A 25,187-nucleotide genomic window follows, 5' to 3' on the forward strand; every position below is an offset into this window, starting at 1 on the left:
CGTGTCTGCTCTGCTATCTCAAAATCTATCTGGTGAAGAAGGGAAAATAACGATTTGTGATTGAGGATATCTGGTGGTATCATCGGCTCTGCCATTTATGGTTATTGTGGCAGGAGCCTCCTACTACGACCCTGGCCAAGGAACGCGAGGGGGCTCCATCTTTCTTCCCTCACGGTTCTTGTACATTTTAAGCTGTTTTTCCATCATTTTTCGTGGCCGCACTCAATGAAAGACAAAGACTTTGAACAACTGCCCATGGACGACCGTTTCCTGATCTTGCTGCACAAAAAGATCATGGACAAAACCGGCAGCGCCAAACGCAGGGCCAAAAAATATTACATGGATCAATACCGTAAGACCGGCGTCATTCCCAAACCGCTGCTGCTTGCCGGCCAAGGCATCATGGAAGGCAGAAAGTGCAGCGGCCGGCGCCGGGTCTTGACCGAAAAAATCCAAAACCGCTTCATCGAGATGGTCAAGGCTTCCAGCGATCCATCGGACGATCGTTTTGTATTTATCACCCGCCATGGACGAACCATCAAAAATTACCACGCCTGGCTCGAACAAGAGTTCGAACGTAGCATCTCACTTAGCGCTTTAAGGCGTTTTGCCAGGCAAGCCAACCTCAAGGTCTATTTGGAAAAACCAGACTTCGAGGAAAAGAACGATCCCAGCGTCTGCTTTAAGGACGAACCGGTCTTCGATTTGATTCAAATGGACGGATGCAGGTTTCGCTATTTCAAGATTCGATCGGACGACGGCGTTTGGGCCAAGCCCCAGGTGATCGAGTTTTTTGACACCGGATCGCGCAACATGCTTGTGCTTGACGCCTATTTTTCCGAAAGCAGTCTAAATTCGGTGGACCTGTTCGAGAAATTTTTGGTGAGCACCCCCTTTCCGCAAAAAAAGATACGGCTGAGACCGGACAATGCAAAGGGTTTTGTCAACCTGAAACGCCCCATCAACGAACTGAACATCAAATTTTCATTGCCAGGCGGATTTTATCTGCAACCAAACTTCTCACGCATCCATGCGCCCAAGGACAAAGCACATCTGGAATCATCCCATCGCAGCATCCATCATTTTGAAATGCGGATCATCAAGCACTTTGAAGACCGCATCGTTAAGACAGAACCGGGCTATATCTACAAAAAGGGCAAAAAAGGAAAAATTACCATCACCTATCTCGACATCGATCTTGCAACGCTGCGCCAGAGTGGTTTACTCGAAGCCTATCGCCGGCAGCACAATGAGCAAAAGCACTATTATTCTGTGAACGGTAAAACATCGGCCTGGGTGCCCAAGGAGAAGTTTGACGACGGTCTTGCCCAATACGAGTGGATAACGTTCAGTGCGGATGACGTACGCCATTTCGTCAAATACGGCTATGACAAGATCAACGCCACCGTGGGGGCGAAAGGCATCATTACTTTCAAAAAGCAGACCTACTATGTGGCCGTTGGCGCGCAACACTTCAGCCGCCACAAGAGCACCAAGGTGTATATCTCCGATCTTGGCGACAAGCTGTTTATCTTCGAGCATAAGGAAAACGGTATCCTGCTGGGTGAAGCGCTGCGCCGGGAACCTTACGAAAAGCCGGTCAAAAAGGCAGGCACCGAACCCAACGCGGTTGAATTGATCAGCGCTTTTCTGCAGGAGAAAAAGATGGCGGTGGACAGGCCACGACTGATTGACATCCATCTTCGGGGTTTGACCCTCGATGCCGCCCAAACAATCTATCGGCAACACCGGAAACGATATATCGCTTACGCGATCAAACTACGCCAGCCTGAAACCATCACCGGCAAGGCGCTTTTCAATGCGTTCATTTTGGATTGCGAAAGACAATTGTCAAACAACCCTTTGGCCCCGTATGCCTCATGCAGCGAAAACAAAGTTTTATAAACGATAAGCGCCGGGTCTCCTATCTATCCGCGGTATACAACCGGATCTACCGGGGACAGAGCGTATTGATCGAGGGCGAATATGGTGTCGGAAAAACTCGTTTCCTCGAACTGCTCAAACCCAAAAAACTTCAAGGCGTATGGGTGGAGTCGCTTTTCAATGTGCATGAAATGTTGGCCTCCATCCTTCAAGGGTTGAACTACGAGGCGGTGGCCACTTATCGGCGCACGCCCCATCATTTGAAGCTGATCCGCAATCTGACCGATTATTACATCATCATCGACGAGGCCAATGACATCGAAAAAAGGGTTTGGCCCTACCTGAAACGAATCATGGACGCGCACGTGCCCATCGTTTTGGCCGGACTGCCAAAGGTGAGGACATATTTGACCAGCCAGCATCCGGATATCCTCAGCCGATTGAAAACCTTGATTCTGTATCCCATCGTAGTCGAGGATTTCATCCTGGAATACAAGGATTTTGAATCTGAAGCCATCGAACAGATTTATGTGGCCACCAGGGGCGATATGAGAAAATTCAAGGAAATTTGCACGGATTGCCGCGACAAGGCCAAAGAACTGGGCCATAGCTTCGTCGATTTAAATCTGGCGGTCGACTTTCTCGCCAATCTTCATCCCATGTAGGCTCCAAAAAACAATCTCTTCCCTCACTCTGCGGCGAATCAGCTTTCTCCCAAGACCTGTTAATCTAAATCCCACATCGTAACTTTTTTTAACTCTCGTAAAGTCGATTGTTATTGCATCGTTTCTCTATTAACCGCTAACGCGCAGCGGCATAAGATGCTTCAAGGCCTGAAATACGATGAAAAAGTTACATTATTTTGCAACGTCCTAAAGGCAGCCAATGATCACTAACGCATTAATATATTTGGGATATTTTTTAAACGGGGCCTGAATAAACAGAACGGGAAGCGTTACACTATTTTTGCCTTAGCACACGGATTCCCTGGGAAACAAGATAATCCATGAAACGCTCCGATTGCTTCACGTAATGATTTACGGTTACTTTGGAATAATCCTTGTGCTCACAGTATCTTTTAAAATCCTTGATGACACCTATGTAATAGGAATCTGTAAGCAGTTTCCTATGTTTATAGTACCGTCTAAGAACAGTGTGGTGGAGTTGGAAGTCTCCAATCATACGGATGATGCGGAGTTCTTGCGTATCCTTCTGGGATAGGGTTTTATCAAAATCCTTTTCAAGGATCTGGTAGTGGTGTTCGACATAGTCGATTCCAAGTTGCTCGGAATAGAAAATCTCATCCCGCCCTTCAGCGAACTGAATAATTTTCTTCCAACGGTTGCGGTAAAACTTCATGGAGCCTTCGGTGTAACCGAGCCGAAGTAGCTCCTGCTCCAAATCCTGTAAAAGCTCTTCCAATGGTTTCTTTTGCATAAAAAGTATCTCCTTATAATGATTTTTTGAGCTTTTGCTCAGTCTCATTGGCGGAGATTATGCTTATTAAATCAAAAAGAAACCCTTGAATTAAGACGAATTTTATGGCTTACTTTGCATAATTACTTTCTTTGCATAAGGGGCCGTGATCTCGCCGCTGCTTGCCAATATCTACTTGCATTATGTCTTGGACCTGTGGGTTAACCACTGGAGGGATACAAAAGCCAGTGGCGATGTGATGATAGTGCGTTACGCTGACGATTTTGTCATAGGGTTCCAGCACCGCCATGAAGCCGAGACTTTTATTGTGGACTTGCAACAACGGTTGGCAAAGTTCGCTCTATCCCTTCACCCTGAAAAGACACGCTTGATTGAATTTGGGCGGTTTGCTGTACAAAACAGGAAGAAGGAAGGTCGGGGAAAGCCGGAGACATTCGATTTTCTGGGATTCTGAGAGTAATCAAAATAAATGATGGGAACAATGGATGGTTTGTGCAAGATAAATGAGGGACGGACAGGAAGCCCCCTCATTTAGCGTAAAAAAAGCCTCCTGCCCGCAGAAAGGTGGGAGGAATGCTATCAGAGCTACATCAAAAATCCAGTTTTTATTTCTTACTGAACCAAATCGATACGAATTTATCTGAGCAATACCAAGAGATGGGTTGTCCGGACTGCGATGGTCCGTTGCACAAAGCCTATTATGATCGAAAACCCCGAGGCGGCCCTGATCTTCCAGAAGAGCTATGCATACGAAAGAGTTTGTGTTGCGGGAATCGAGATTGCCGGCATCGGCTGTTGCCCCCATCCTGTTTATTCATGGGGCGTCGAGTTTATTGGGGTCTTGTCATATTATTGATCATGACGATTCGTCAAAACCGCCCTGAAGGCAAAAATACCAAGCGTTTGATTGATCAGTTCGGCATCGATCGCAAGACCTTCTTCCGCTGGGTTATCTATTATCGTGATGCTTTTCCATCGAGTGTCTGCTGGCGTGGCATGCGCGGCTGCTTCTCCGCAACGGTTTCAAACAGTTGTCTGCCTGGCGACGCACTGGATGCATTCATTGCCCATGCCGGCGATTCTGAAGCGGGCTTGACAAATTGCCTGAAGTTGTTCAGCAAGGGGCAATTTTTTCAACATTATCAGGGGCGAAAAGGGATCACGCAGAAAATGGGTCTACGCAGCGGATTTTAGAATTGTCTACAGTGGGCGGTGACTTTTAATTATGAAAGGAGCTGCCTATGAAAGACAAAACAACTCGAATCTGGGCCTTATTTCGCTTTACCGTAATCGGTCCCATCTGGCGCCGTCCGCCGGCCGCGGGGAAATTAAAGGAAGAGCTTGAGTATTTGGCGCTTAAGCGTTACCACCATCCGACCACGGATCAGTTGGTTCAGTTCAGCTTTTCAACAATTGAAAGATGGTATTACCGAGCCCTTGGCACGGATGATCCGATCGAAGCTTTAACGCGCCGCGTTCGATCCGATGCCGGAGAAAACCGCGCCATGCCGGCGTTATTGCTGGCAGAACTGGAAAAACAGTACAGGCGTTATCAGCACTGGAGTTTCCAACTGCATGCCGACAACCTCAAAGCGCTCTCCGAGGATCACCCTGAATTAGGAGAGTGTCCATCGTACCCTACCGTAAGACGCCGCATGCTTGAACGGGGATGGATCCGCAAACCATCCACCGGTCCAAGCCCCACCGAAGGACGCCAAAAAGCTGCCGAACGGCTCGAAAAACATGAAGTGCGCAGCTACGAATCTGATTTTGTCCACGCGTTGTGGCATTTTGATTATCATGAGTGTCACCGAAAAGCGGTTGATGCGAACGGAATTTGGCATCGCGTCTATCTTTTGGGCATTCTGGATGATTGTTCCCGTCTATGCTGTCACGCTCAATGGTACCTCTCAGAAAGCGCCGAAACATTGTATCATGGGTTGATGCAAGCCTTTCACAAGCGCGGCTTACCGCGTAGCACACTAAGCGATAATGGCTCGGCCATGCTAGCCGGAGAAACCCAAAACGGGTTCTCTCGTCTGGGCGTTCACCACGATACCACCCTTGCTTATAGCCCCTATCAGAACGGCAAACAGGAAGTCTTCTGGGCGCAGGTGGAAGGCCGTTTACTGGCCATGCTTTCACATGTAGAGGCATTGACCCTTGAGATGCTGAACCAGGCGACACAGGCGTGGGTCGAACAGGAATACAATCGTTCCCAACATCGCGAGATCAGAATGGCTCCCCGCGAGAAAGCATTGCAGGTAAAAGCGGTAGATCGACCGTCGCCGGATCATCAGGCGATCCAATTGGCCTTCACAGTTCGGGAAAGACGCATCCAGCGCAAAAGTGACGGAAGCATCACGGTCAAGGGCGTCCGCTTTGAAATCCCCTCTCGCTTTCGCTTTATCAAGGAAATTTATGTACGTTACCAGAGCTGGGATCTCAGCCGGATTTTTATGGTGGACAAACGCAACGATAATTTACTTGCTACGCTTTACCCGCAAGACAAGTCCAAAAATGCCGACGGGCGCAGGCGGCGTTTGACCAACCCCGCTGTCAACGTTGACATCTCGAAAGATGTCTTTGAACCGATTCCCCCTTTACTGAATAAATACATGGCAGAATACGCCGTAACAGGATTGCCACCGGCGTATTTGCCCAAGGAGGACGTATGAACAACAAAACATTATTGAACCTCTTCGGCCTGAAGTGGAATCCTTTCTCACCGAATATACCGGCTGAAGCGCTCTGGCGACCGCCTGCAATTGATTCTTTCTTTTTCAGAATTGAGAACCTGGTCAAAGAGGGTGGGTTTGCCTTGATATGTGGTGAACCCGGCTTGGGGAAATCTAAAAACCTACAGCTTCTGGTAAATCGCCTGGCGCCTATGGGAGATGTGATTGTCGCTGTTATGGAGCGCCCTCAAAGCAGCCTGACTGATTTTTATCGTGAAATGGGCGATCTTTTTGAGATCAACCTTTCACCGGCCAATCGCTATGGCGGTTTTAAATCGTTACGCATCCGATGGCATGAACATTTTAAGAATACCCTATTAAAGCCCGTCCTGCTGGTTGACGAAGCCCAAGAAATGGCAACCCCCTGCCTTAATGAACTCAGACTCCTGGGAAGCGCCAACTTCGACTCGGAATGCTTGCTGACAACAATCCTGTGTGGTGATAACCGCCTGCCGGAAAGGTTCCGCGCTCTTCCTCTGGTTTCCTTGGGAAGTCGCATCCAGGTCAGAAGACAGCTTGAACCCTACACCAAAAATGACCTTTTGGACTATTTGAGACACGCTGTCGAATCTGCAGGCGCCCCGGCTTTGATGACAAAAGAGCTTATGCAAACTCTTGCCGAGCATGCCGGTGGCTACCTGAGAGTGCTCAACAGCATGTCAAACGACTTGTTGGTTGAAGGAGCGCAAAGGGAAATAGCCCAACTGGATGAAAAACTTTTCCTTGAATTATACGCGCGTACACCAAATCGTAAAAACTAAAGAAAGGAAATCTGAAATGAAAACTCTCAATAAAATAGAACATGACGAAAATATGGCCCTTGAGGCTCAATTGACTGAACGAATCGAAGAACTAATTGAAAGGCTGCTCCTTGAAACAGCTTTCGATTTTTTGAATCGAATGCTTGAAAATAAAAAAAATATACGCACTCCTGTTTGCTATAGATCCGATTGCCATGGGCGCGATAAAATCCCTTTTTAAATCTAAACGATAGAAAAATTGATTGGGCCGCTCCGGCGGCCCTTTTTTTTATTCCTGTTCGCACCTTTATTTTTCTTGATTGAAAATCCATCAATTATCGTGATCACTCTCATTCACACACATCTGCACAGTGACCAAGAAGAAAGGATGGTTCCATATTTACCGAAAGACGGTGAAGAAGCGGCTGAGGGCAGCCCTGAGCAGAGTCAAGGCGGCGATACGTGCCCGAATGCATGATCCGATAGGTGAGGTTGGCGCATGGCTACAGACAGTAATAAGTGGATATTACCGCTACCACGCAGTCTCCGGTAATCTGTATGCAATGAATACGTTCCGGACCGAAGTTATCCGCTATTGGTTTAAAACGCTGAGGCGTCGAGGTCAAAAGCGGCGCATGAATTGGGAACGATTCAAACCTATCGTGAAGCGATGGATTCCATCACCCACAGTCCAGCATCCATACCCGAATGTGCGCTTTTACGCCAAACACCCAAGATTGTCGTAGCTCACGAACTCAGAGACTCGCATCTCACGGACTCAGAGACTCAAAGCCCACTAACCCACTGACTCATTTTCAATTGTAGAAAAAAATATAGAACAAATAATCACGGCTCAGTCCTCCTCACCTCACTCACTCCGAACCTCCCATCACATACCTTGGCAATCGCATGTCCGCCCCCTTCAATTTTCATTCAGAGAGTTATCAAAAACAAAATCCGGTGCTCAGCATTTTTCACTGAAGCACCAGTTCATTTGTTCACCCGTAGAAAAAGGGTATTATACAGGGAGTTACAAACCGATTAGGAGGCGGGCTACAGAATTCGTCGATAAGGATGAAGGGGGCATTGGCCTGCCCCCTTCGGCAACCAAGATGGAGGCACCCATCCCGATCACCATAGCAATTACCAATGCTACCTACATTTGCCTTTATTCGCAAGGACTTCTTGCCGATTATCTGGCAGAGACGATCTGTCCAAAATGTTCTGTTGATTGCGCTTGCCAGCAGCCACTGCCATCGCTTGAATTGACCAACTCTACCGTTTGTCGCACTTTGTACAAGCTTGAAAAGGATCACGAGGGGATCGATACGGTGGTCAAGGATATGGCCCAGATTGTTCTGGTCAGATGTCCCATATGTAAAAGCCGGTTCCGGTTGCTCCCGGCGGATATTCTTCCCTACAAACTTTACTCACTTTCGGTGATTGAGCTCTCGGTAAGCCTATACAACCGAGGAGACATGGCATTGCGCCAAGTGGTATGGGATCATCTTTACGGTGATCACACCCCTGAGCACGCGACACTTCACGCATGGACAGAAGGGTTGGGTGCCTGGTGGCTGGGCAGGCCGATGGGGGAAACGGCCTTTTCAATACCGGCCACCCGGATCCAGGCGGAGTTGGAAATCCGTTACCCACAGATGTGTTCATTGCATGGTCAACCGGTTTGGATCAACCCGGATCGTTACCGCAGCCAGGGGCGCCGGGAACGTCTTGAAGCCTGCAAACAATTTGAATTTGTCAGTACGCTGATCGCGTCCGAAAACCCGCCAAACTTCGCTGAACTCAACTGTCTCATCGTCAGTTGGGGCAATTCGTTCGGCCTTGGCTTTAAAACCGGCATTAGCTGCACGGCGGCTGAACACATCAATTTTAAAAATATGCGAACATGGGGCCACATTCTTCCAAAGGAGCCCTTGTCATGTCCGATTCATGGGAGATCGCCGCCTGGCGGTTCGAAATGATCAGTCCACTTTTGGATGACAAACTGACCGAAGCAAAAAAACGGCACATTCTTAGCGATCGTACGCGGAAGTCTGTTCAATGGCCGTGTTCGTCCCAAAAAAGGCCGATCGGCAGAAGCACACTGTTCCGATGGCTGAAAGACTACCGCGAAAAAGGCTTTTTGGGGCTGATGCCCAAGGTCAGAAAAGACAAAGGGATGGCCCGCACCGACCGCTGTGAACAGGTGAACTACGCCCTGGGGCTTTTGTACGAAGAGCCCGGACGTTCTTTGACCCAGCTGATGATTTACCTCGAATTGGAGTTCGGTGAGCTGTCCATGAGTCGCTCGACCCTTAGCCGGGATCTTCACGCACACCCGGCGTTTATGGGCATTTTGCGACGCCGAAAGACAGCAGGCAAAAAACTGCGGGACCTGTACGAGACCGACCAGCCGCACGAAATTTGGCAGTTGGACGCCAAAGGCCCGTTTTCAGTAATGTTGACCAACAGCCAAACGATCCGGGTCCATGTGCTGTCGATTCTCGATGATTTTAGCCGTTACATTCTGGCCGCCATTATCGCACAGGCTGAAAATATCCAAGCCGCCGTCAGGGTCTTTCGCCTGGCCGCGTCCAAGTGGGGGATTGCCCTTCGCATGCAGTTCGATCGCGCCTCGGCTTATGACTCCGAAGTCTTCCGCACCGGCCTTGCCTTTTTGGGGGTTCATCGAAACTGGGTAAAATCCCGCAACCCAGAGGCACAGGGGAAAATCGAGGCTTATCACCGATCCCTGAAAAAATGGTTCGTCAAAGAGCTGCCAAACCAGGAGGTGGTCGATATCCATCATCTGGAGGCCCTGCTTCAGGCGACGATCGCTTTGGTCTACAACCGGCACCACCATCGTGAAATCAAGATGACCCCGGAACAAGCCCTGGCCCGACGCATCTCAACACGGCGCGTCGGTGCCGACCAACTTGCCCAGGCATTTCAAATTGCCGCCCAGGCCAAAAGCCACCCGAAGACCGGCCAGGTGAATCTACCCAACGGCCTTTTCCGTGTGCCGGCCCGCTTTGCAGGAAAAAAATGTCATTTTCGCTATGATCCGGTAAACACAGACCAAGCCTTGCTGATCATCGATGACGCGCACCAGATCCCGCTTGAACCCTTCACCAAAAAGCATCCCTTCGATTTTCAAAAGACAGAGGAAAAACGGGGCACCGGCCAGCTGCAAAAACTTCTGGATGTCTGGCAGGGTCGCTGCCGGCCCAATGCCCAGCCCGGCTTCGGTTTGCCGGAAGTGTTTCGTGAGTTCAGCCGGCTGCTGCAGCGCCCCGTTCCCATCGACCAACGAGAAGCCGCGGCCATCGAAGCCTTTTATCGACAAAACGGCCCGTTGCCCGCACAGCCGTTTCGCCGGGCGATCGACAAAACCGCTGACGCCCTTGGACCCAACCGTGCCCTGAAAGCCTATCTGCAATACCTGGAAAGGCTTGTAAAGGCACAGATAAAGAAACCCGACCCGCAGGAGGAACCACTATGAACCCATCGTCCTACTTTGCCTTTGACGATTTTGCACGGGCGCTTGAAAACCTTGAAAACGCCTTTCGAAACGAAAACGACCGTTATCTGATGTTAACCGGCGAGACCGGTGTCGGTAAAACATGGCTGTGCCGGCAGTTGAACACCGTCCTAGACCGCTGCCGGCATCGCGTGTTCTATTTTTCTCACGCACGTCACCTGAGTGCAACCGCCCTGATCCGCGTGCTGGCAACCTGGATGAGACTGCCCACCCGACGCTCTCACAGCGAAACGCTCCAAGGCCTGATATCCGCCCTTGGCGAACACCCCCACCAGTTGCTGTTATGGTTCGACGAAGCACACGAACTGGCCGATGAAACCCTGCTGGAGGCAAAGGCGCTGGCCGAAAGCGACCTTGACGGCAGTTGCCCGGTACGCATCCTTTTAATCGGCATGCCTTTGCTGCGGGACAGAGTTCAGGCCATTGCCCCTTTGTGGCGGCGTATCGTGGTGCGCGAAGAGTTGACCGGTCTGACATTCGATGAACTGCCCCCTTTTATCGAACATCACTTCGGTGCCGAAAATCTGCAGCGCATCTGTCAGCAGGGGCTGCATATCCTGTTTGAACGCGCCAGAGGTATCCCGGGCCTGGTTGTCCCCAGGTTCAAAAAAATCCTGGCCGAAAACAAATCCGGCGGCCCCATCGATCCTTTGTTTCTCGACGACATGCTCCAACGCTGGGAACTGACATGAAAGGGGATATGCCATGAACCCGCAGCAAGCCGAAATCCTGCGTGACATCGTACAGCGTATGATGGCGCGCTACATCACCGTCAGACCTCAGGGCATCGATCTGGGTAACAAAAGAAAACCGATCCCAGCGCTTGACAGCCGGATCCTTGATTACGGCGCCGCCCGAACGCTCTACCGGAACCGACGCCCTGTCTGCCGATCTCTGGATGCCGTCAACCCCATCGGTGATACGGAAAAACGCTGCCAGAAATGTCTCGACAGAGATCAATGCACCGGTCAGGTGCGCTTGGACCTGCTGTTCGACAACACCCCTTACAGGCTCCTGCTCGCCTACACTTCCGCTAAAAACTTCCTGATTTACACCGGTAAACTCGTTGAAAAAAAACTTGAAATTCGTTCAATCAATACCAAGATCGTCGTTGTTAACAGAGGCTCATGGGGTGAGTTGCGGTTCTGCGTTGCTGACGTGTAGCGGATAGATATACTGGTTTCTTGTTGTAAGTCGGTTCTTTCCGGTTGTTGGCGAAACGTCATCCACGCGGTAAGCTTTATCATTTGTTCATTTGAACGCGTCTCGATTATGAACGATATGATATAGGTTAACGCGGCGATATCGGATGTCATCCGAATGATCTCATGAAACGTGGGATGACAGTCTCAAAAAGCGTGGCACACGACATCCAAGATAGGAGCCCGGTGCGGTAGTTCCGCACGCCGGGATCTGTGCGGGGGGGCGCCCGAAAGGGCGTTCTCTACCGCGACCGTTGCAGATGCCGACTTTGTATATGAAATTAGTGGCAGAGACAGCAGGATGGTTTCATGGAATCGATGACTTTTAAAGAATGATGACGAAGTGGGGGGCTCAACTGATATTGATGCAATTCGAAGTTTGAAAATTGTCTGCTGGCGGAGGATCCCGCCGCCGTTCAAGGCAGTTGACCCCGGTGGCATCAAGACACATGCATTACAAAATGGCGCGTGACCTTAATAAAGTGGTCCTTTAAACGGTCGACTGATCCCTGCGAAGTCAGCTGAAAATCTGGCGGTGAAAATGGGTAGGAAAAAAAATGAAAATTTCTGAAAAAAATCTGAAATCGACCGCCTGGAAGGGCATCTTCGAACAATTTCGTTATTAATACGTTATTAGCGCCAAAATTACAGTTAAAAAATATAAATAAAACAGTGTGTTAAAAATAGAAGTGGGAGTTCGAGTCTCCCCTTCGGCACCAAAAAGAAGACAACCCGCTGAGAAATCAGCGGGTTTTTCTTTTGATGCCCTTCCTATCCCTTCAACCGGTCGTGTGGTACACTCCGGTGGTAGCCATTCATCTCAATATTCCATTATTAAGAATTAAAGTGAGCGAAACACCGGGCGCCAGATCCTTCTATTAGGAAGAGTAGATGTCCCTGATTGTTAACGAAATTTTCCACAGTATCCAGGGGGAGTCCAGTTTTGCGGGAACGTCCCTGTGTCTTCGTCAGGTTAACCGGATGCAATCTGCGGTGCTCCTATTGCGACACGCAATATGCCTATAGTGAGGGCAGCGCTTATGACATCAGCACCATTATAGACAAGGTTCGTTCTTACGGGTGTCGTCTGGTTGAAATCACCGGCGGCGAACCGCTGATCCAGGCGGAAACCCCGGATTTAATCCATGCATTGATTGCGAAAGGCTTTCAGGTACTGATGGAGACCAACGGAAGCCTTGATATCGACAAGATTGACTCTGCATGTGCCAGAATCGTCGATGTCAAATGTCCTTCAAGCGGTGAGCATGAAAAAAATGATTTGGAAAATTTAAATCGGTTAACAGAAAATGATGAACTGAAATTTGTCATCGGAAACCAGACTGACTATGAATTTGCACGTAACATTCTAAAAACTTACAAGCTGGTTTGCCCGAAGAATAGTAAAATCCATTTTTCGCCGGTTTACGGGAAAATACGTCCGGATCTGCTGGCCCAGTGGATATTGGCTGATCGTCTCAATGTCCGGCTGCAATTGCAATTGCATAAGTTTATTTGGGATCCGAATAAAAGAGGAGTGTAGGTTTGAGGGTTGGGTGGGCAGAATTGATCAATCCTGCGCCCAGTCTTCGACCTTTAAATCGGTAATTCGGCGAAATTCTTTAACGTTGTGCGTTACAACACAAAACTTGTTGGCAAGCGCGATGGCGGCAATTTGCAGATCTCTTTCACTGATCGGCTGCCCCTGCTTTTCGAGTGATGCCCGGATACTGCCGTATTTAAGCGCAGCCGATTCATTGAACGGATATATCTCCAACTGGGACTTTATGCGCTCGATTTTCAGCTGTCGTTCTTTTTTCCTGGTGGGCGATTTTTCGATACCATAATAGATTTCGGCCAGCGTAACCGTCGAGAGCGATAGATCGGATGGACTGAAGGTTTGTATTTTCTGAATGATGGCGGAGTCACCACGCATCCAATAGCTGACGATATTGGTATCCAATAGATACATGTGTGTTTGATTAATCCAGGGAGAAGTCTTTGGGGGGCAATGGGGCCGGCGTTTCAAACTGGGGGTCTGGCGTAAAAATGTCCCAGAATCCATCCGGCCACTTTGTTTTTTTAATTGGCTCCAGAATGACTTTCTCCCCCTGTTTTCGGATTCTGACCTCAGAGCCTTCGAATCGAAACGCTTTTGGCAGCCGAACCGCCTGGGATCTTCCATTCATGAAAATCTTGGCTACAGATTCCATAACCGTCACCTCTCTTTTCTTTCTTTTGATATATACTGATATATACTTTGGCTGGGGTTGTCAATATCCTATTTCCCAAGTCTGAGCTTGATCCATCCCTGATGCAGCCGGATACCTGAAACCGTTTTCCCGTCTCAACACCGATAAAAGCCGACATCGCTGGTCCGCCGCAACCGACCATCGCGCCCCGCACAAAACTATCGTTGTTATTAAAGTTCACTCATTACAACTACAATCCCGCTAAAATTTGTTTATAATAATTTTTGTTGCATTATCTTAACTAATAGTTGTATAGATCAAATACAAATCAAGCAGCCAAAGGAAGAAAAAATGGAAAACCAATTTCAGACATTTTTCGAACGTGTCTCCAGTGCCTTGGGCATCAAAAACCTTTCCGAGTTGGCTACCATTTTACGGGTCAACCGGTCTTCCATCACCCAGGCGCGTAAGAACAATTCCGTTCCTGCCAATTGGCTGCTGGCCCTTTTTCGCAGCCATGGGTTGAATCCCGACTGGTTGGAAGGCAGTCATGGACCGAAATGGCTTAAACCCGGCGATGCCGTCAGCGGCGACTTTTTCCCGGTGCCGAAGGTTCAGGCACGACTCTGTGCCGGTGCCGGATCCTTCGATGTGGGAAATCAAATTGAAGACCATTATTCATTTAAAACGGCGTGGCTGCAAAGCAAGGGGCCCAAAGACCGCATGGTTTTAATGGATGTGTTTGGCAACAGCATGGCGCCTGAGATTAAAGACGGGGATACCGTACTCATCGACCAGTCCCAGACAGACGTTTTTGCCGGCTCCATCTATGCCGTGGGTGTCGAGGATACGATCATGGTCAAACGGATCGAAAAACATCCACGAAAACTCGTTCTTTTAAGTGACAACAAAGAATATGCACCGATTTTTTTGTCCGATGAGGAGATGGATCGCGTTCGCATCATCGGAAAGGTTTTATGGATCTGCAGAGAGTTGAGGTGAAGACATGAATGAAACCGAGCAGATGGTCATGGGATTTCAATCCTCTGTGGCAAAATTGAATCATAGTCTTTCCTGTGTGGACAGATACACTCGATCCTTGCCTTTGATGGACGATTTTCAACTGCGGCGAGCGCTTTTATTTCGGCGCTGGGATGTGCATCGCTTCCTAAAGATCGTTTGCAGGGCGGCTGTGGAATGTCTGGCAATGGCCGGATGCGTGTTATCTGCCGCCTTGGCGACCCTGTTATTGGGTTTATAGCGCGTTCTTTCGCCTGAACACAATTTTGTTTGAACGCAGGATGTATTCAGTTGGGTGAGGCAAAACAACTGACAGCCATCGACTTCCCACCCTACCACCCAAACCGCTATCTTATCTAAGATTTAAAATTGTCATGCGGCTTGAAACGCGGCCAAAAGGTGTGTCCAATCGATTGAGACACTCATTGAGACACTCATTGAGACATATGTGTCGGTCATCGCAAAAGCGACATGATGATACGCTTTTGTGTTAACGCGTCAGTTATAGCAAAGGCAGACTTGCCGTAACAGCTTGAGAACATGGCCTTTCGAAGAATTGTGAGCCAAAGGATGCATGAAAACCCTCTCGACGTCAGTGCCGTTGGGATTTTACGGCATGGTTGGTGCATTTGCCGGTAGTCGTTATGCAAAAAGCCGCGGTTGAGTAATCGTTTTCAGGCCAAATGGCTGCCATGTATGACGAGGAATTCAGGATGTCGATTAGTAATCATTAAACTGTTCTAAAAAGGAGGCAACAAATGAAAGTCATCGTAACGTCGCAGTGTATGGGAGACCGGAATTGCAATAATCTTTGTCCTGAGGTGTTCGAATACAATGAGGATGAGTTGAAATCCACGGTCAAGTTTGAGGAAATACCAGAGCAATACAAGGAGGTTTGCCGCCGTGCCGCAGCTGAGTGCGGTGCTGACGCCATCGAAATCGTTGAGTGATGACCGGCAAATAACAGCATAACCGCATAGAGGAGAGATTACCTGAGTGGGAAAATTCAGAGAAAGCCAAACGGCAAAGAATTTACTAGTTTCCTATGCCTTTGAATCACAGGCAACGACGCGGTATATCTTTTTCTCCAACAAAGCGAAAGAAGACGGCTTTATTCAGATCGCCAACATTTTTAAGGAGGTCTCGGACCAGGAACTGGAACACGCTTTACGGTTTTTCAAGTTCTTTAATGGGGGCGATCTGGAAGTCACCGCCCGTTTTTTAACCGGTGTGGTGAAATCCACCTACGAGAACCTCATTGCTGCAGCCGATCTGGAAAAACACGTCCACACCGAATTGTATCCGGGATTCGCAAAAATGGGTCGCGAGGAAGGGTTTAACCGGGCCGCTGATTTTTGGGATGCCATTTCAGTGGCGGAAGCGCAGCATGAAAAAACTTTTCTGGCCCTTGCAGACAACCTTGAAACCGGTCGGACATTCAAAAGGAGCAAAGACCGGGTTTGGCGCTGCAGCAACTGCGGCTACATCCATAAGGGGGCCGGTGCCCCTGAAAAATGCCCTGCCTGTGTCCGGCCGATGGGCTATTTCGAGCTATTTGCCGAAGCCTGGTAGCGGATACCGGATGCAAGAAGATCCCAGGATCCCGTTATGATACGGATAGGGGGCAGGGATCCAAAAGTGGGTAAAAAGGAAAGGCTGCAACCGGGATCGATTGCAGCCTTTCTATTTTTTCAGCTTCGAATATTTAACGATCGGTTGACACGCGTCCGCGTTACTCTTCCTGCTCGGCCTTGATCTGTTCAATTACTTTGGTTGCAATCTGAGCCGGAACTTCGTCGTAGCGCAGAAATTCCATGCTGTACATGCCGCGACCACCGGTCATGGACCGCAAATCCGGTGCGTAGGTCTGGAACTCGGCCAGCGGCACCTCCGCGTTAATGACCTGATTTTTTCCGGCTGAATCCATGCCCAGCACACGACCGCGGCGGCTGTTCATGTCACCCATGATATCGCCCATATATTCGTCCGGGGTGACCACGGTAACTTTCATCACCGGTTCGAGCAACACCGGGCTGGCCTCCTCACAGGCTTTTTTATATGCCAGGGAACCAGCCACCTTGAAAGCCATTTCCGACGAATCCACGGCGTGGTAACTGCCGAAATCCACGGTGGCCCGGAAATCGACACAGGGGAATCCAATCAGCGGTCCCTTCTGGCATGCTTCCACGATGCCTTTTTCAACCGCCGGGATATACTGTTTCGGAATCACGCCACCCACGATGGCATCCACGAATTCAAAACCGGCACCCCGGGGAAGGGGCTCCATAACGATCCAGCAGTCCCCGTACTGGCCATGTCCACCGGACTGTTTTTTGTGTTTGCCCTGAACGCGGACTTTTTTCTTGATGGTTTCGCGGTAGGGAATTTTCGGGGTCTTCAACAGGACCTCGACATTGAACTTGCGTTTGAGCTTTTCGATGGTGCTTTCAATGTGCACTTGTCCCAGACCGGAAAGCAGGATCTCCTTGGTTTCGGCATTGCGCTCGAGTTTCAAGGATATGTCCTCTTCGAGAAGCTTGGTCAGGGAGATATAAATCTTGTCCTCGTCACCGGTCGCTTTGGACTCCAGAGCAAATGAAATCAAGGTCGGCATGGGCTCGGCACAGGTATAGCGGATCTTATTGCCTTCGTCGCATAGCGTATCACCGGTTTTCGTCTCTTTGAGCTTGGCCACGGCCACGATCGACCCTGGTCCGGCTTCGGTGGCTGGCTTCTGTTCCTTGCCGGCGATGGTGAGCAGCTGGTTGAAACGCTCGCGTGTCTCTTTGGTTGAATTGTAGAAGTTGCCGTCACCGCCCAGTTTTCCGGAAATCACCTTGAAAATGGTCAGTCGACCGGCGTAGGGATCGGCCACGGTTTTAAAGACAAATCCGGAAAAGGGTGCCTCAGGATCGCGCTCACGTTCGATGGCGTCATCGTTGGCCGGATTGACGCCTTGCTTGGGCGGCATCTCCAAGGGGGATGGCAGACAGGTGGCCATGAAATCCATGAGCAGGTCCACGCCGATGTTGTGGGTTGCTGATCCGCACAGAACCGGCGCGAAGGTACGTGACAGGATCCCCTTTTTCAGGGTGTCGCGAAGTTCCTGGTTGGAGATGGTTTCCCCTTCCAGGTAACGTTCGATGATCGCGTCGTCGGCCTCGGCCACGTTTTCGATCAGCGTTTCACGTTCGGTCTCCACGGCATCCTGCATGTCTGCGGGAATCTCGATTTCCGTGGCATTGCCACTGTCATCGTATTGGTAGGCCTTCATGCCAATCAGATCGACAATCCCGTTGAATTCGTCTTCGGCGCCAATGGGCAGTTGGAGAATTATCGGCTTGGGAGAAAGGCACTGCACCGCGTCTTCCAGCGCACGGGTAAAATCGGCCCGCTCCCGATCCAGTTTGTTGATGAAGATGGCGCAGGGAAGGTTGTAATCAGATGCAAATTCGGCCACCTGTTCGGTCTGGACCTTGACGCCATCAACGGCATCGACGACGATGAGAGCGGTTTCTGCGGCCTGCATACAGAGCTTGGCATCGGAGATGAAATTTTGGTCACCAGGGGTGTCGATCAGGCTGATGGTATGCTTTTTCCAAGGCAGTTGAAAAAAACCACTGGAAAGGCTGGCCTGCCGCTTGAGTTCTTCCGGTTCAAAATCCATCATCGTATTGCCGTCTTCCACACGGCCGATGCGCGTGGTCAAGCCGGCCTTGTTGATCATGATCTCCGCAAGTGATGTCTTACCTGCCCCCCCATGGGCAACCAGTGCAACATTTCTTAAGGTTTCGTTCATATGGCCCACTCAAGCTCCTCTCTCCATGGAATTTTCTGCACCTCTGGCAGAAGTGGTGTTAAAGCCGCTATTATTAAATTGGAAGCCCAAAAAAATCAAGCATAAAACCTGATTATAAATCGGAATTCATTCGCTTCAGCAGGATGATAAATTCCTGGTTGCCTTTGGGGCCAAGAATAGGGGAGGGCACAACCGGACCGCAGTAAAGCGACCGTTCGGAAAAGAAGCAGCGCAGATCATCGATGATCTCCTGGTGTAGCGCCGGGTCTTTGACCACACCGCCTTTGCCGACCTTTCCCTTACCGGCTTCGAACTGAGGCTTGATCAGAGCCAGAATCGACCCATCGGGTTTCAGGAACGGCACGATGGCAGGGACGACGATCTTCAGCGATATAAACGAGGTATCGATGGTGATCAGATCAATGGGAGCCGTGATCAAGGCGGGATCGATCTTTCGGATGTTGGTTCTTTCGATCACCACCACCCGTGAATCGTTTCTGAGCGACCAGGCCAGTTGACCATAGCCCACATCCACGGCAAAAACGCGGGCCGCGCCATGTTGCAGCAGGCAGTCGGTAAATCCACCCGTTGACGCCCCCACATCGAGGCAGATTATTCCCCCGCAGTCCAGGTGGGTTTCGCGAAGGGCCGCTTCCAGTTTGAGCCCGCCACGGCTGACATAAGGCAGGTCGTCGCCTTTGATGGCAACCTCACAGGCCACGGGAAACTGTGCGCCGGCTTTGTCGCAAAGCACCCCGTTGACCTGCACCCGGCCGGCCATGATCAGCGCTTTGGCCCTCTCTCTGCTCTGGCAGAGTTTTCTATCGACCAGTAGCGTATCGATTCGCTTTTTGGAGGTCACTGTGAAGCGCAGCCTCTCTATCAGCCGTCAGACCAAGGGCGGCCTGTACAATGGCCGTGGCATCCAGTTTGTATTTCCTGCGCAGCAAATCCTGGGGGCCGTGTTCGACAAATAAATCTTGAATCCCCAGGCGTCTGATCTCTGCATCCTGGATGCCGTGGTCACTGATCAATTCCAGGATCGCGCTGCCGAATCCACCCTGGATGGTGTTCTCTTCGACGGTAATGATCTTACGGATGGATCGGGCCAGAGGAAGAATCAGCTCATCGTCAAGGGGCTTGACAAAGCGGGCATTAACCACCGTTGCCCGGATGTGGTGGTTCTGCCGGAGCAGGGCAGCGGCGCACACCGCCTCATCGACACTGCTGCCGATGGCCAGAATCAGCAGGTCATCTCCATGTTCCATGATCTCCCCTTTACCGATGGGCAAGATCCGGAAGCCGTCGTCCAGATCCACACCGGTCCCCCGCCCGCGGGGATACCGGATGGCAATCGGTCCGTCGTGCTGAACCGCCGTTGCCAGCATGTGGCGAAGTTCGTTTTCATCCCTGGGGGCCATCACCACCATGTTGGGGATGGTGCGCAAAAAAGAGACGTCAAACAGGCCGTGGTGGGTCGGTCCATCCTCACCGACGATGCCGCCGCGATCCAGGGCGAAAACCACCGGCAGACGTTCGATACAGACATCGTGAAGGATCTGATCGTAAGCCCGCTGCAGAAATGTGGAATAGATGGCCACCACCGGACGGAAGCCTTCGGTGGCCATGCCGGCAGCAAAAGTGACCCCATGCTGCTCGGCAATGCCGACGTCGAAGAACCGTTCCGGATAGGCCTTGGCAAAAGGCACCAGACCGGTGCCTTCGGGCATGGCCGCGGTCACCGCGATGATGTGCGGATTGGTTTCTGCCAGGGCCACCATGGTGTTGCCAAAAACCTCTGTGTAAGTGGGCACATTGGTCGTTTTCTTCCGGCAAATCCCCGTGTCCACATCAAAGGAACCGACCCCATGAAAATAGACCGGATTATCTTCCGCCTGCCGGTACCCCTTGCCCTTTTTGGTAATCACATGGAGCAGTACCGGCTCATCCATCGTTTTGATATTTTTTAAAATATCGATCAAATGATCCAGATTGTGGCCATCAATGGGCCCGAAGTATTCGAAATTAAAGGCCTCGAAAAGCATTCCCGGGGTAACGAAGGTTTTAAAGGACTCTTCACTGCGCTTGGCGAACTGGTAAACATTTTCACCGATGCGGGGCAGGGACTTTAAAAATTCGCCGAACTCCTTACGCAGCGACTGAAGCTTGGATGCCGAAAAAGTACGGCTGAGCAGTGAAGAGATGGCGCCCACGTTGTGGGAAATGGACATCTCGTTGTCGTTGAGGATGACGATCAGGTCTTTGTCCTTATGGGTATCTCCGGTCTGGTTCAGGCCTTCGTAAGCCAGACCGGCCGTCATGGAACCATCGCCGATCACCGCCACCACCTTTGCCGAATCCTCTTTGAGCCGCTTTGCGCAGGCGATCCCCAAACCGGCTGAGATGGAGGTGCTGCTGTGTCCGGTCGTAAAAGGATCGTAGGGGCTTTCACTGCGTTTGGTGAATCCGGACAGGCCTCCATGTCGGCGCAGGGTAGGGAACAGTTGACGGCGTCCGGTCAGCAGTTTGTGCGCATATGTCTGATGGCCCACATCCCAGAGGATCTTGTCCCGGGGGGTATCGAAAACATAGTGCAGTGCAATCCCCAGTTCGACGGCACCCAGACTGGACGCCAGGTGACCGCCGGAATCGGAGACCACGTTGACAATGGTATTGCGGATCTCTTCGGCCAGATCGGGCAGCACCACCCGCTTCAGCTTTTTCAGATCATCGGGTGAATTAATGGTATCGAGAATCATGGTGGATGGAGACAAGGTCCCAACTCCCGGATTTTATCGTTTCCGTTCGATCACATACCGTGCGATGGCACGTAGGGAATCAGCCTTACTATCAAAAATATCAAGCGCATTCAAGGCCTTGTTGATCAACTGGTCGGCAAATTGTTCCGCCCCGGCAAGCCCGAGGAGCGCTGCATAGGTGTTTTTCCCGCGCATTTGATCCGTACCGGTTGATTTTCCCAGCAGGAGCGGGTCACCCTTGACATTAAGGATGTCGTCGGCCACCTGAAACGCCAGGCCGATATTCCGGCTGTAGGTCTGAAGGGCCTGTTGGACATCCTGGGACGCGCAGCATACCGTGGCGGCCGATGCGACCGACACTTCGATCATTCTGCCTGTTTTCAGACGGTGAAGGGTTTTCAGCGAGTCGGTGTCGATGGCGATGCCTTCAAAGGCTATGTCACGCATCTGCCCTTCGATCATTCCCCGGTAACCCGCCGCGGCAGCCATCTGGGCGATAACCGTCGTCCAGCGTACGGGATCGCCGTTACTGCTGCGGCTGGCCGTATCCGCCAGAATTTCGAAGGCCAGAGTCAGCAGCGCATCACCGGCCAAGATGGCGGTGGCTTCATCGAATTTGACATGGCAGGTGGGATTCCCGCGCCGCAAAACATCATTGTCCATTGCCGGCAAATCATCATGGATCAGCGAGTAGGTATGAATGCATTCCAGAGCGCAGGACAGGGGTAATACCGCCTGCCGATCACCGCCAAGCGTTTCGGCCGCAGCGATACACAGGATCGGGCGCAGCCGCTTTCCGCCGGCCATCACCGAATAATGCATGGCCTGACCGATCCGTGTGCTTGTCGAACCGTCCTCCAGGTAACCTTGCAACGCTTCATCCACCAACTGCCGCAACGTTGACAGATACTTTTTCAGATCGAAAATGCGCGTTCCCATTTCTGTCAGCTTTCCAGATCATCAAACGGTTTCTCAACAATTTCGCCGTCCGCGTCGGCCATCAGGAGATTGACCCGTTTTTCAGCTTCGTCCAATGTTTCCGTGCAATAGCGTGACAGCTTGATGCCGGCTTCAAATTTTTCCAGAGCCTTTTCCAGCGGCAGGTCGCCGCTTTCCAATGCCCGTACAATTTTTTCCAGGTCATTGAGTGCTTTTTCAAAGCTGGGTTTTGCTTTTGGCGCCATGGATACCGCCTTTCCTCTATTCAGGCAGCCCCGCCTGATTGGTTAACCGGTTGATTTCTTCTCTTTTACCGTAACCGTCAAACTGCCGCTGCCCAGCAAGATGTCCAATTGCTGATCAAGTTTGACGGCGGTTGCCTGGCGGACGATCTTTTTTTGGGGAAGGGTGCGCGTAATGCTGTACCCCCGTTTCAAGATCGCCATGGGATTCAAGGCGTTCAGCATGTCACGGTTTGCAGAAATGGCGGATTTTCGCGTATCCAACATGGACTGCAGATGGACTATCAAAGCTTCCGCCGAATGATGGACCCGCTCCCTGAATGCCTGCACGGCAAACAGGGGGCTGATGCGGACCAGCATGTCGTGACGGAATTCGGCATGCTCTTTCCGCCGACGAATGGTCTCGCGAATGGAACCGGCCATCCGCAGACAATAATCGTCGAGTCGCATGCGCATGTCCTGTAGCCGACGCTTGGGATGAACAATTCGATCATTTAGCGAGTCTATTTGTTTAATAAGTATTTTAAGTTTGTTATTTATTGTTTGATAAAGTTTTTCTTTAATTGTTGAAATTTGTATTTTGAGTTCCGCTTTGGCAGGCACAACGATCTCAGCAGCAGCCGATGGTGTCGGCGCCCTGAGATCGGCAACAAAATCGGCAATCGTAAAATCGGTTTCATGCCCAATGGCGGATACCACCGGAATGTGCGAAGCGAAAATGGCCCGGCCCACGGCCTCGTCGTTAAAGGCCCGGAGATCCTCAATGGATCCGCCGCCCCGCGCCAGCACGATCACATCGGTTGTGGCCAAATCGTTCAGCAGGTGAATGGCCCGGACCACTTCAGCCGGCGATCGTTCCCCCTGAACGCTGACCGGCACCACCTCCAGTGGCAGATTGTCGAAACGCCTTTGGGCAACCTGGATAAAATCCCGCACGGCTGCACCGGTTGGCGAAGTCACGATGCTGACTTTTTTGGGCACCACCGGTAACGCCAGTTTGTGTTTGGCGTCGAACAATCCTTCGTCAGCCAATTTTTGTTTCAGTCGTTCAAAGGCGATCTGCAGCGCGCCAACACCTTTGGGTTCCATGTATTCGAAAATAACCTGATAGGCACCGCGCGGTTCGTAGACGCTGAGCCGCCCCAGCCCGATGACGGAAAGTCCGTCTTCGGGCCTGAACTTCAGCGCCTTTGCCTGGTTGCGGAAAAGCACCCCGCTGATCTGGGAACGGTCATCCTTGAGCGTAAAATAAGCGTGTCCGGAAGATGGGATTCTAAAGTTGGATATTTCCCCTGATATCCATATGAAAGGAAAATTATCTTCAAGTATTCGCTTAATGTTTTGATTCAGTTCGGAAACCTCGAACACGTGGCGCTGTGCCTGGCCCCGAGAATCAGTGGTGTTATTCATGGATGTGCCGCAATGGTGCTGACGTGGCCTCGGATAAAATGTTTACCATATTTACAACGTCCGATAAGATATATTATGTTAAATAGTAAATCGAGAATTAAATCGTGTCTGTTCCGGCCGGCCGCTTTTTTGCATATTTGCTGATCATTTCCCGCACCGCCGGAACAATGTAAAGATTCTCGTGCGGCAGTTGGGACAACGCTTGTGCGAGCACTCGGGTTTTTCTGTTAAGCGTAATATTTTTATCAATGATGCAGTGCATGTTTCCTTTAATAATACAGAATCCGCTTTTCACCGGGATTCCGGTGCTGCGGAAACTTTGTTCGGAAACCGTTACGCCCAGTTTTTCAGCCAGATCTTTGAGTTCCTGATAAATCTGTTCCGGTTTCATGGCAAGGCTTAAATTATATCCCGAATGTCATCTTTTCCGAACGCTTATTATCAGCTTTACGCTTGAAAATAAAGAAGCCTGTGTTATATTCCCGATAGCTTAAATATGGATCGAACCCATTAAAATTAAAACGATACGGAGGATTTCGATGCAGTCGATTCCAATGCAGGGAACCCAGGCTCAAGTAAGAGTCAACGCCTTTGTTCAAAGTGTTTACAACTGGATGGCCATTGGCTTGGCGCTAACCGGGGGCGTGGCGTGGTTTGTGGCCCACAATGAACCCATTTTGCGTTTTGTCTACCAGGCGCGTTGGCTGTTCTTTATTGGTGAAATCGCTCTGGTCTTTATGCTTGCCGGCCGTGTTCACAAAATGAAGGCATCCACGGCAACCGGAATGTTCATGTTTTATGCGGCCTTGAACGGCGCGACAATGGCATTCATTTTTCTCGTCTACACCATGTCGTCCATTGCCTCGACGTTTTTCATCTGTGCGGGAACCTTTGCCGCCTGCAGTGTCTTCGGCTGGGCCACCAAGCGGGATCTGACCGGTCTTGGTAATTTCATGTTCATGGGGCTGATCGGCATTCTTATCGCGTCAGTGGTCAACATCTTTCTAAAAAGCCCAGGCATGCAGATGGTAATCAGCTATATCGGTGTGCTGGTTTTCACCGGCCTGACCGCCTACGACACCCAGAAACTGAAAGCCATGGCCAATTCCCAGCCGGCCGGGCTCGATGCCGCCGTGGTCAGAAAAGGCGCCATCATCGGTGCGCTGACCCTGTATCTGGATTTTATCCTGATGTTCCAGTATCTGCTGATGATTTTCGGCGGCAATCGCGACTAAATAAAAAAAAGCCCCTGAATCCGGCAATGCCGGATTCAGGGGCTTTTTTTTA

At 50.6% G+C, this 25,187-nt stretch carries 27 protein-coding genes and 1 tRNA gene; 18 read left to right on the top strand and 10 right to left on the bottom strand.

The features are described from left to right. The first annotated feature begins 225 nt into the window (after positions 1-225). The gene (locus GN112_RS03955) at positions 226-1,905 is read left to right on the top strand and encodes an integrase (protein WP_155309035.1); all 1,680 of its coding nucleotides are present in this window, start codon (positions 226-228) and stop codon (positions 1,903-1,905) included. Next, the gene (locus GN112_RS03960) at positions 1,881-2,549 is read left to right on the top strand and encodes an AAA family ATPase (RefSeq protein WP_155309036.1); all 669 of its coding nucleotides are present in this window, start codon (positions 1,881-1,883) and stop codon (positions 2,547-2,549) included. The genes GN112_RS03955 and GN112_RS03960 overlap by 25 nt, the downstream gene beginning before the upstream one ends. A 295-nt stretch (positions 2,550-2,844) precedes the next feature. Here GN112_RS03960 and GN112_RS03965 read toward each other — a convergent pair whose 3' ends face one another. Then, positions 2,845-3,321, bottom strand: coding sequence for a hypothetical protein (locus tag GN112_RS03965; RefSeq protein ID WP_197743252.1), 477 nt, complete (start codon positions 3,319-3,321; stop codon positions 2,845-2,847). A 145-nt stretch (positions 3,322-3,466) separates the two neighbouring features. Here GN112_RS03965 and GN112_RS03970 point away from each other — a divergent pair, with 145 nt between their 5' ends. The 11 genes from GN112_RS03970 (at position 3,467) to GN112_RS04020 (ending at position 13,082) form a co-directional block, all read left to right on the top strand. Beyond that, entirely contained in the window at positions 3,467-3,775 is a 309-nt protein-coding gene (locus GN112_RS03970; protein ID WP_155309037.1) for a reverse transcriptase domain-containing protein, read from the top strand. Between the two features lie 119 nt (positions 3,776-3,894). Continuing rightward, the gene (locus GN112_RS03975; protein WP_155309038.1) at positions 3,895-4,515 is read left to right on the top strand and encodes a hypothetical protein; all 621 of its coding nucleotides are present in this window, start codon (positions 3,895-3,897) and stop codon (positions 4,513-4,515) included. Positions 4,516-4,562: 47 nt separating this feature from the next. Next, a complete protein-coding gene (locus GN112_RS03980; protein WP_155309039.1) occupies positions 4,563-5,999 on the top strand; it encodes a DDE-type integrase/transposase/recombinase in 1,437 nt (478 codons plus the stop codon). After that, positions 5,996-6,820 carry an ExeA family protein gene (locus GN112_RS03985; protein WP_155309040.1) on the top strand — a complete coding sequence of 275 codons (825 nt, stop codon included), beginning with the start codon at positions 5,996-5,998 and terminating at the stop codon, positions 6,818-6,820. Before GN112_RS03980 ends, GN112_RS03985 begins: the two co-directional genes overlap by 4 nt. Positions 6,821-6,836: 16 nt before the next feature. Next, on the top strand, positions 6,837-7,040 hold the full coding sequence (locus GN112_RS03990; protein WP_155309041.1) for a hypothetical protein: 204 nt from the start codon (positions 6,837-6,839) through the stop codon (positions 7,038-7,040). Between the two features lie 871 nt (positions 7,041-7,911). Further along, complete coding sequence (locus GN112_RS03995) at positions 7,912-8,781, top strand: hypothetical protein (protein WP_155309042.1); 870 nt, start codon at positions 7,912-7,914, stop codon at positions 8,779-8,781. Then, entirely contained in the window at positions 8,739-10,301 is a 1,563-nt protein-coding gene (locus GN112_RS04000) for a DDE-type integrase/transposase/recombinase (protein WP_162458774.1), read from the top strand. The genes GN112_RS03995 and GN112_RS04000 overlap by 43 nt, the downstream gene beginning before the upstream one ends. Continuing rightward, positions 10,298-11,032 carry an AAA family ATPase gene (locus GN112_RS04005; RefSeq protein WP_155309044.1) on the top strand — a complete coding sequence of 245 codons (735 nt, stop codon included), beginning with the start codon at positions 10,298-10,300 and terminating at the stop codon, positions 11,030-11,032. Before GN112_RS04000 ends, GN112_RS04005 begins: the two co-directional genes overlap by 4 nt. Positions 11,033-11,045: 13 nt before the next feature. Continuing rightward, the gene (locus GN112_RS04010) at positions 11,046-11,504 is read left to right on the top strand and encodes a hypothetical protein (RefSeq protein WP_155309045.1); all 459 of its coding nucleotides are present in this window, start codon (positions 11,046-11,048) and stop codon (positions 11,502-11,504) included. Positions 11,505-12,180: 676 nt separating this feature from the next. Further along, positions 12,181-12,261: transfer RNA gene (locus tag GN112_RS04015), tRNA-OTHER, on the top strand. A gap of 224 nt (positions 12,262-12,485) precedes the next feature. Continuing rightward, the gene (locus GN112_RS04020; protein WP_231716929.1) at positions 12,486-13,082 is read left to right on the top strand and encodes a radical SAM protein; all 597 of its coding nucleotides are present in this window, start codon (positions 12,486-12,488) and stop codon (positions 13,080-13,082) included. 27 nt (positions 13,083-13,109) lie between these two features. On the opposite strand, the gene GN112_RS04025 is transcribed toward GN112_RS04020, so the two are convergent. Together GN112_RS04025 and GN112_RS04030 are read right to left on the bottom strand one after the other, a co-directional pair. Beyond that, a complete protein-coding gene (locus GN112_RS04025) occupies positions 13,110-13,502 on the bottom strand; it encodes a type II toxin-antitoxin system VapC family toxin (RefSeq protein WP_162458775.1) in 393 nt (130 codons plus the stop codon). Between the two features lie 19 nt (positions 13,503-13,521). Then, positions 13,522-13,752, bottom strand: a complete 231-nt coding sequence (locus GN112_RS04030; RefSeq protein ID WP_155309047.1) for an antitoxin — start codon at positions 13,750-13,752, stop codon at positions 13,522-13,524. Positions 13,753-14,082: 330 nt separating this feature from the next. Between GN112_RS04030 and GN112_RS04035 the strand changes: the two genes are divergently transcribed. The 4 genes from GN112_RS04035 to rbr all read left to right on the top strand — a co-directional run bounded on the left by GN112_RS04035 (position 14,083) and on the right by rbr (position 16,323). Continuing rightward, positions 14,083-14,733: a LexA family transcriptional regulator gene (locus GN112_RS04035; RefSeq protein ID WP_155309048.1), complete on the top strand. Its 651-nt coding sequence runs from the start codon at positions 14,083-14,085 to the stop codon at positions 14,731-14,733. Positions 14,734-14,737: 4 nt separating this feature from the next. Then, positions 14,738-14,992 carry a hypothetical protein gene (locus GN112_RS04040; RefSeq protein WP_155309049.1) on the top strand — a complete coding sequence of 85 codons (255 nt, stop codon included), beginning with the start codon at positions 14,738-14,740 and terminating at the stop codon, positions 14,990-14,992. 517 nt (positions 14,993-15,509) lie between these two features. Next, complete coding sequence (locus GN112_RS04045; protein ID WP_155309050.1) at positions 15,510-15,701, top strand: ferredoxin; 192 nt, start codon at positions 15,510-15,512, stop codon at positions 15,699-15,701. Positions 15,702-15,747: 46 nt separating this feature from the next. Beyond that, positions 15,748-16,323, top strand: coding sequence for a rubrerythrin (gene rbr, locus GN112_RS04050; protein WP_155309051.1), 576 nt, complete (start codon positions 15,748-15,750; stop codon positions 16,321-16,323). Between the two features lie 160 nt (positions 16,324-16,483). Here the strand turns inward: rbr and fusA are convergent, their stop codons facing one another. From fusA to GN112_RS04085, 7 genes are all read right to left on the bottom strand, one after another. Beyond that, positions 16,484-18,550 carry an elongation factor G gene (fusA, locus tag GN112_RS04055; RefSeq protein WP_155309052.1) on the bottom strand — a complete coding sequence of 689 codons (2,067 nt, stop codon included), beginning with the start codon at positions 18,548-18,550 and terminating at the stop codon, positions 16,484-16,486. A gap of 112 nt (positions 18,551-18,662) precedes the next feature. After that, positions 18,663-19,412, bottom strand: coding sequence for a TlyA family RNA methyltransferase (locus GN112_RS04060; RefSeq protein WP_155309053.1), 750 nt, complete (start codon positions 19,410-19,412; stop codon positions 18,663-18,665). Beyond that, the gene (gene dxs / locus GN112_RS04065) at positions 19,372-21,309 is read right to left on the bottom strand and encodes a 1-deoxy-D-xylulose-5-phosphate synthase (RefSeq protein ID WP_155314126.1); all 1,938 of its coding nucleotides are present in this window, start codon (positions 21,307-21,309) and stop codon (positions 19,372-19,374) included. The genes GN112_RS04060 and dxs overlap by 41 nt, the downstream gene beginning before the upstream one ends. A gap of 33 nt (positions 21,310-21,342) precedes the next feature. Next, positions 21,343-22,248 (bottom strand): polyprenyl synthetase family protein, encoded by a 906-nt coding sequence (locus GN112_RS04070; RefSeq protein ID WP_155309054.1) that lies wholly within the window; start codon positions 22,246-22,248, stop codon positions 21,343-21,345. A 5-nt stretch (positions 22,249-22,253) separates the two neighbouring features. Beyond that, positions 22,254-22,493: an exodeoxyribonuclease VII small subunit gene (xseB, locus tag GN112_RS04075; RefSeq protein ID WP_155309055.1), complete on the bottom strand. Its 240-nt coding sequence runs from the start codon at positions 22,491-22,493 to the stop codon at positions 22,254-22,256. A 42-nt stretch (positions 22,494-22,535) separates the two neighbouring features. Further along, positions 22,536-23,900 carry an exodeoxyribonuclease VII large subunit gene (gene xseA / locus GN112_RS04080; protein WP_155309056.1) on the bottom strand — a complete coding sequence of 455 codons (1,365 nt, stop codon included), beginning with the start codon at positions 23,898-23,900 and terminating at the stop codon, positions 22,536-22,538. Positions 23,901-23,997: 97 nt separating this feature from the next. Then, a complete protein-coding gene (locus GN112_RS04085; protein WP_155309057.1) occupies positions 23,998-24,291 on the bottom strand; it encodes a hypothetical protein in 294 nt (97 codons plus the stop codon). A 148-nt stretch (positions 24,292-24,439) separates the two neighbouring features. Here GN112_RS04085 and GN112_RS04090 point away from each other — a divergent pair, with 148 nt between their 5' ends. After that, positions 24,440-25,135: a Bax inhibitor-1/YccA family protein gene (locus GN112_RS04090; protein WP_155309058.1), complete on the top strand. Its 696-nt coding sequence runs from the start codon at positions 24,440-24,442 to the stop codon at positions 25,133-25,135. The last annotated feature ends 52 nt before the right edge of the window (positions 25,136-25,187 follow it).

This window comes from Desulfosarcina ovata subsp. ovata, assembly GCF_009689005.1.
Classification (GTDB): domain Bacteria; phylum Desulfobacterota; class Desulfobacteria; order Desulfobacterales; family Desulfosarcinaceae; genus Desulfosarcina; species Desulfosarcina ovata.

Coding starts and splice junctions, on each gene's coding strand:
- fusA (WP_155309052.1), bottom strand. CDS start 18,550: ATGAACGAAACCTTAAGAAATGTTGCACTGGTTGCCCATGGGGGGGCA.
- GN112_RS04010 (WP_155309045.1), top strand. CDS start 11,046: ATGAACCCGCAGCAAGCCGAAATCCTGCGTGACATCGTACAGCGTATG.
- GN112_RS03955 (WP_155309035.1), top strand. CDS start 226: ATGAAAGACAAAGACTTTGAACAACTGCCCATGGACGACCGTTTCCTG.
- GN112_RS04035 (WP_155309048.1), top strand. CDS start 14,083: ATGGAAAACCAATTTCAGACATTTTTCGAACGTGTCTCCAGTGCCTTG.
- GN112_RS03980 (WP_155309039.1), top strand. CDS start 4,563: ATGAAAGACAAAACAACTCGAATCTGGGCCTTATTTCGCTTTACCGTA.
- GN112_RS04005 (WP_155309044.1), top strand. CDS start 10,298: ATGAACCCATCGTCCTACTTTGCCTTTGACGATTTTGCACGGGCGCTT.
- GN112_RS03985 (WP_155309040.1), top strand. CDS start 5,996: ATGAACAACAAAACATTATTGAACCTCTTCGGCCTGAAGTGGAATCCT.
- GN112_RS04090 (WP_155309058.1), top strand. CDS start 24,440: ATGCAGTCGATTCCAATGCAGGGAACCCAGGCTCAAGTAAGAGTCAAC.
- GN112_RS03995 (WP_155309042.1), top strand. CDS start 7,912: ATGGAGGCACCCATCCCGATCACCATAGCAATTACCAATGCTACCTAC.
- xseB (WP_155309055.1), bottom strand. CDS start 22,493: ATGGCGCCAAAAGCAAAACCCAGCTTTGAAAAAGCACTCAATGACCTG.
- GN112_RS04070 (WP_155309054.1), bottom strand. CDS start 22,248: ATGGGAACGCGCATTTTCGATCTGAAAAAGTATCTGTCAACGTTGCGG.
- dxs (WP_155314126.1), bottom strand. CDS start 21,309: ATGATTCTCGATACCATTAATTCACCCGATGATCTGAAAAAGCTGAAG.
- GN112_RS03965 (WP_197743252.1), bottom strand. CDS start 3,321: ATGCAAAAGAAACCATTGGAAGAGCTTTTACAGGATTTGGAGCAGGAG.
- GN112_RS03975 (WP_155309038.1), top strand. CDS start 3,895: ATGCTATCAGAGCTACATCAAAAATCCAGTTTTTATTTCTTACTGAAC.
- GN112_RS03960 (WP_155309036.1), top strand. CDS start 1,881: ATGCAGCGAAAACAAAGTTTTATAAACGATAAGCGCCGGGTCTCCTAT.
- GN112_RS04045 (WP_155309050.1), top strand. CDS start 15,510: ATGAAAGTCATCGTAACGTCGCAGTGTATGGGAGACCGGAATTGCAAT.
- xseA (WP_155309056.1), bottom strand. CDS start 23,900: ATGAATAACACCACTGATTCTCGGGGCCAGGCACAGCGCCACGTGTTC.
- GN112_RS04030 (WP_155309047.1), bottom strand. CDS start 13,752: ATGGAATCTGTAGCCAAGATTTTCATGAATGGAAGATCCCAGGCGGTT.
- GN112_RS04000 (WP_162458774.1), top strand. CDS start 8,739: ATGTCCGATTCATGGGAGATCGCCGCCTGGCGGTTCGAAATGATCAGT.
- GN112_RS04040 (WP_155309049.1), top strand. CDS start 14,738: ATGAATGAAACCGAGCAGATGGTCATGGGATTTCAATCCTCTGTGGCA.
- GN112_RS03990 (WP_155309041.1), top strand. CDS start 6,837: ATGAAAACTCTCAATAAAATAGAACATGACGAAAATATGGCCCTTGAG.
- GN112_RS04085 (WP_155309057.1), bottom strand. CDS start 24,291: ATGAAACCGGAACAGATTTATCAGGAACTCAAAGATCTGGCTGAAAAA.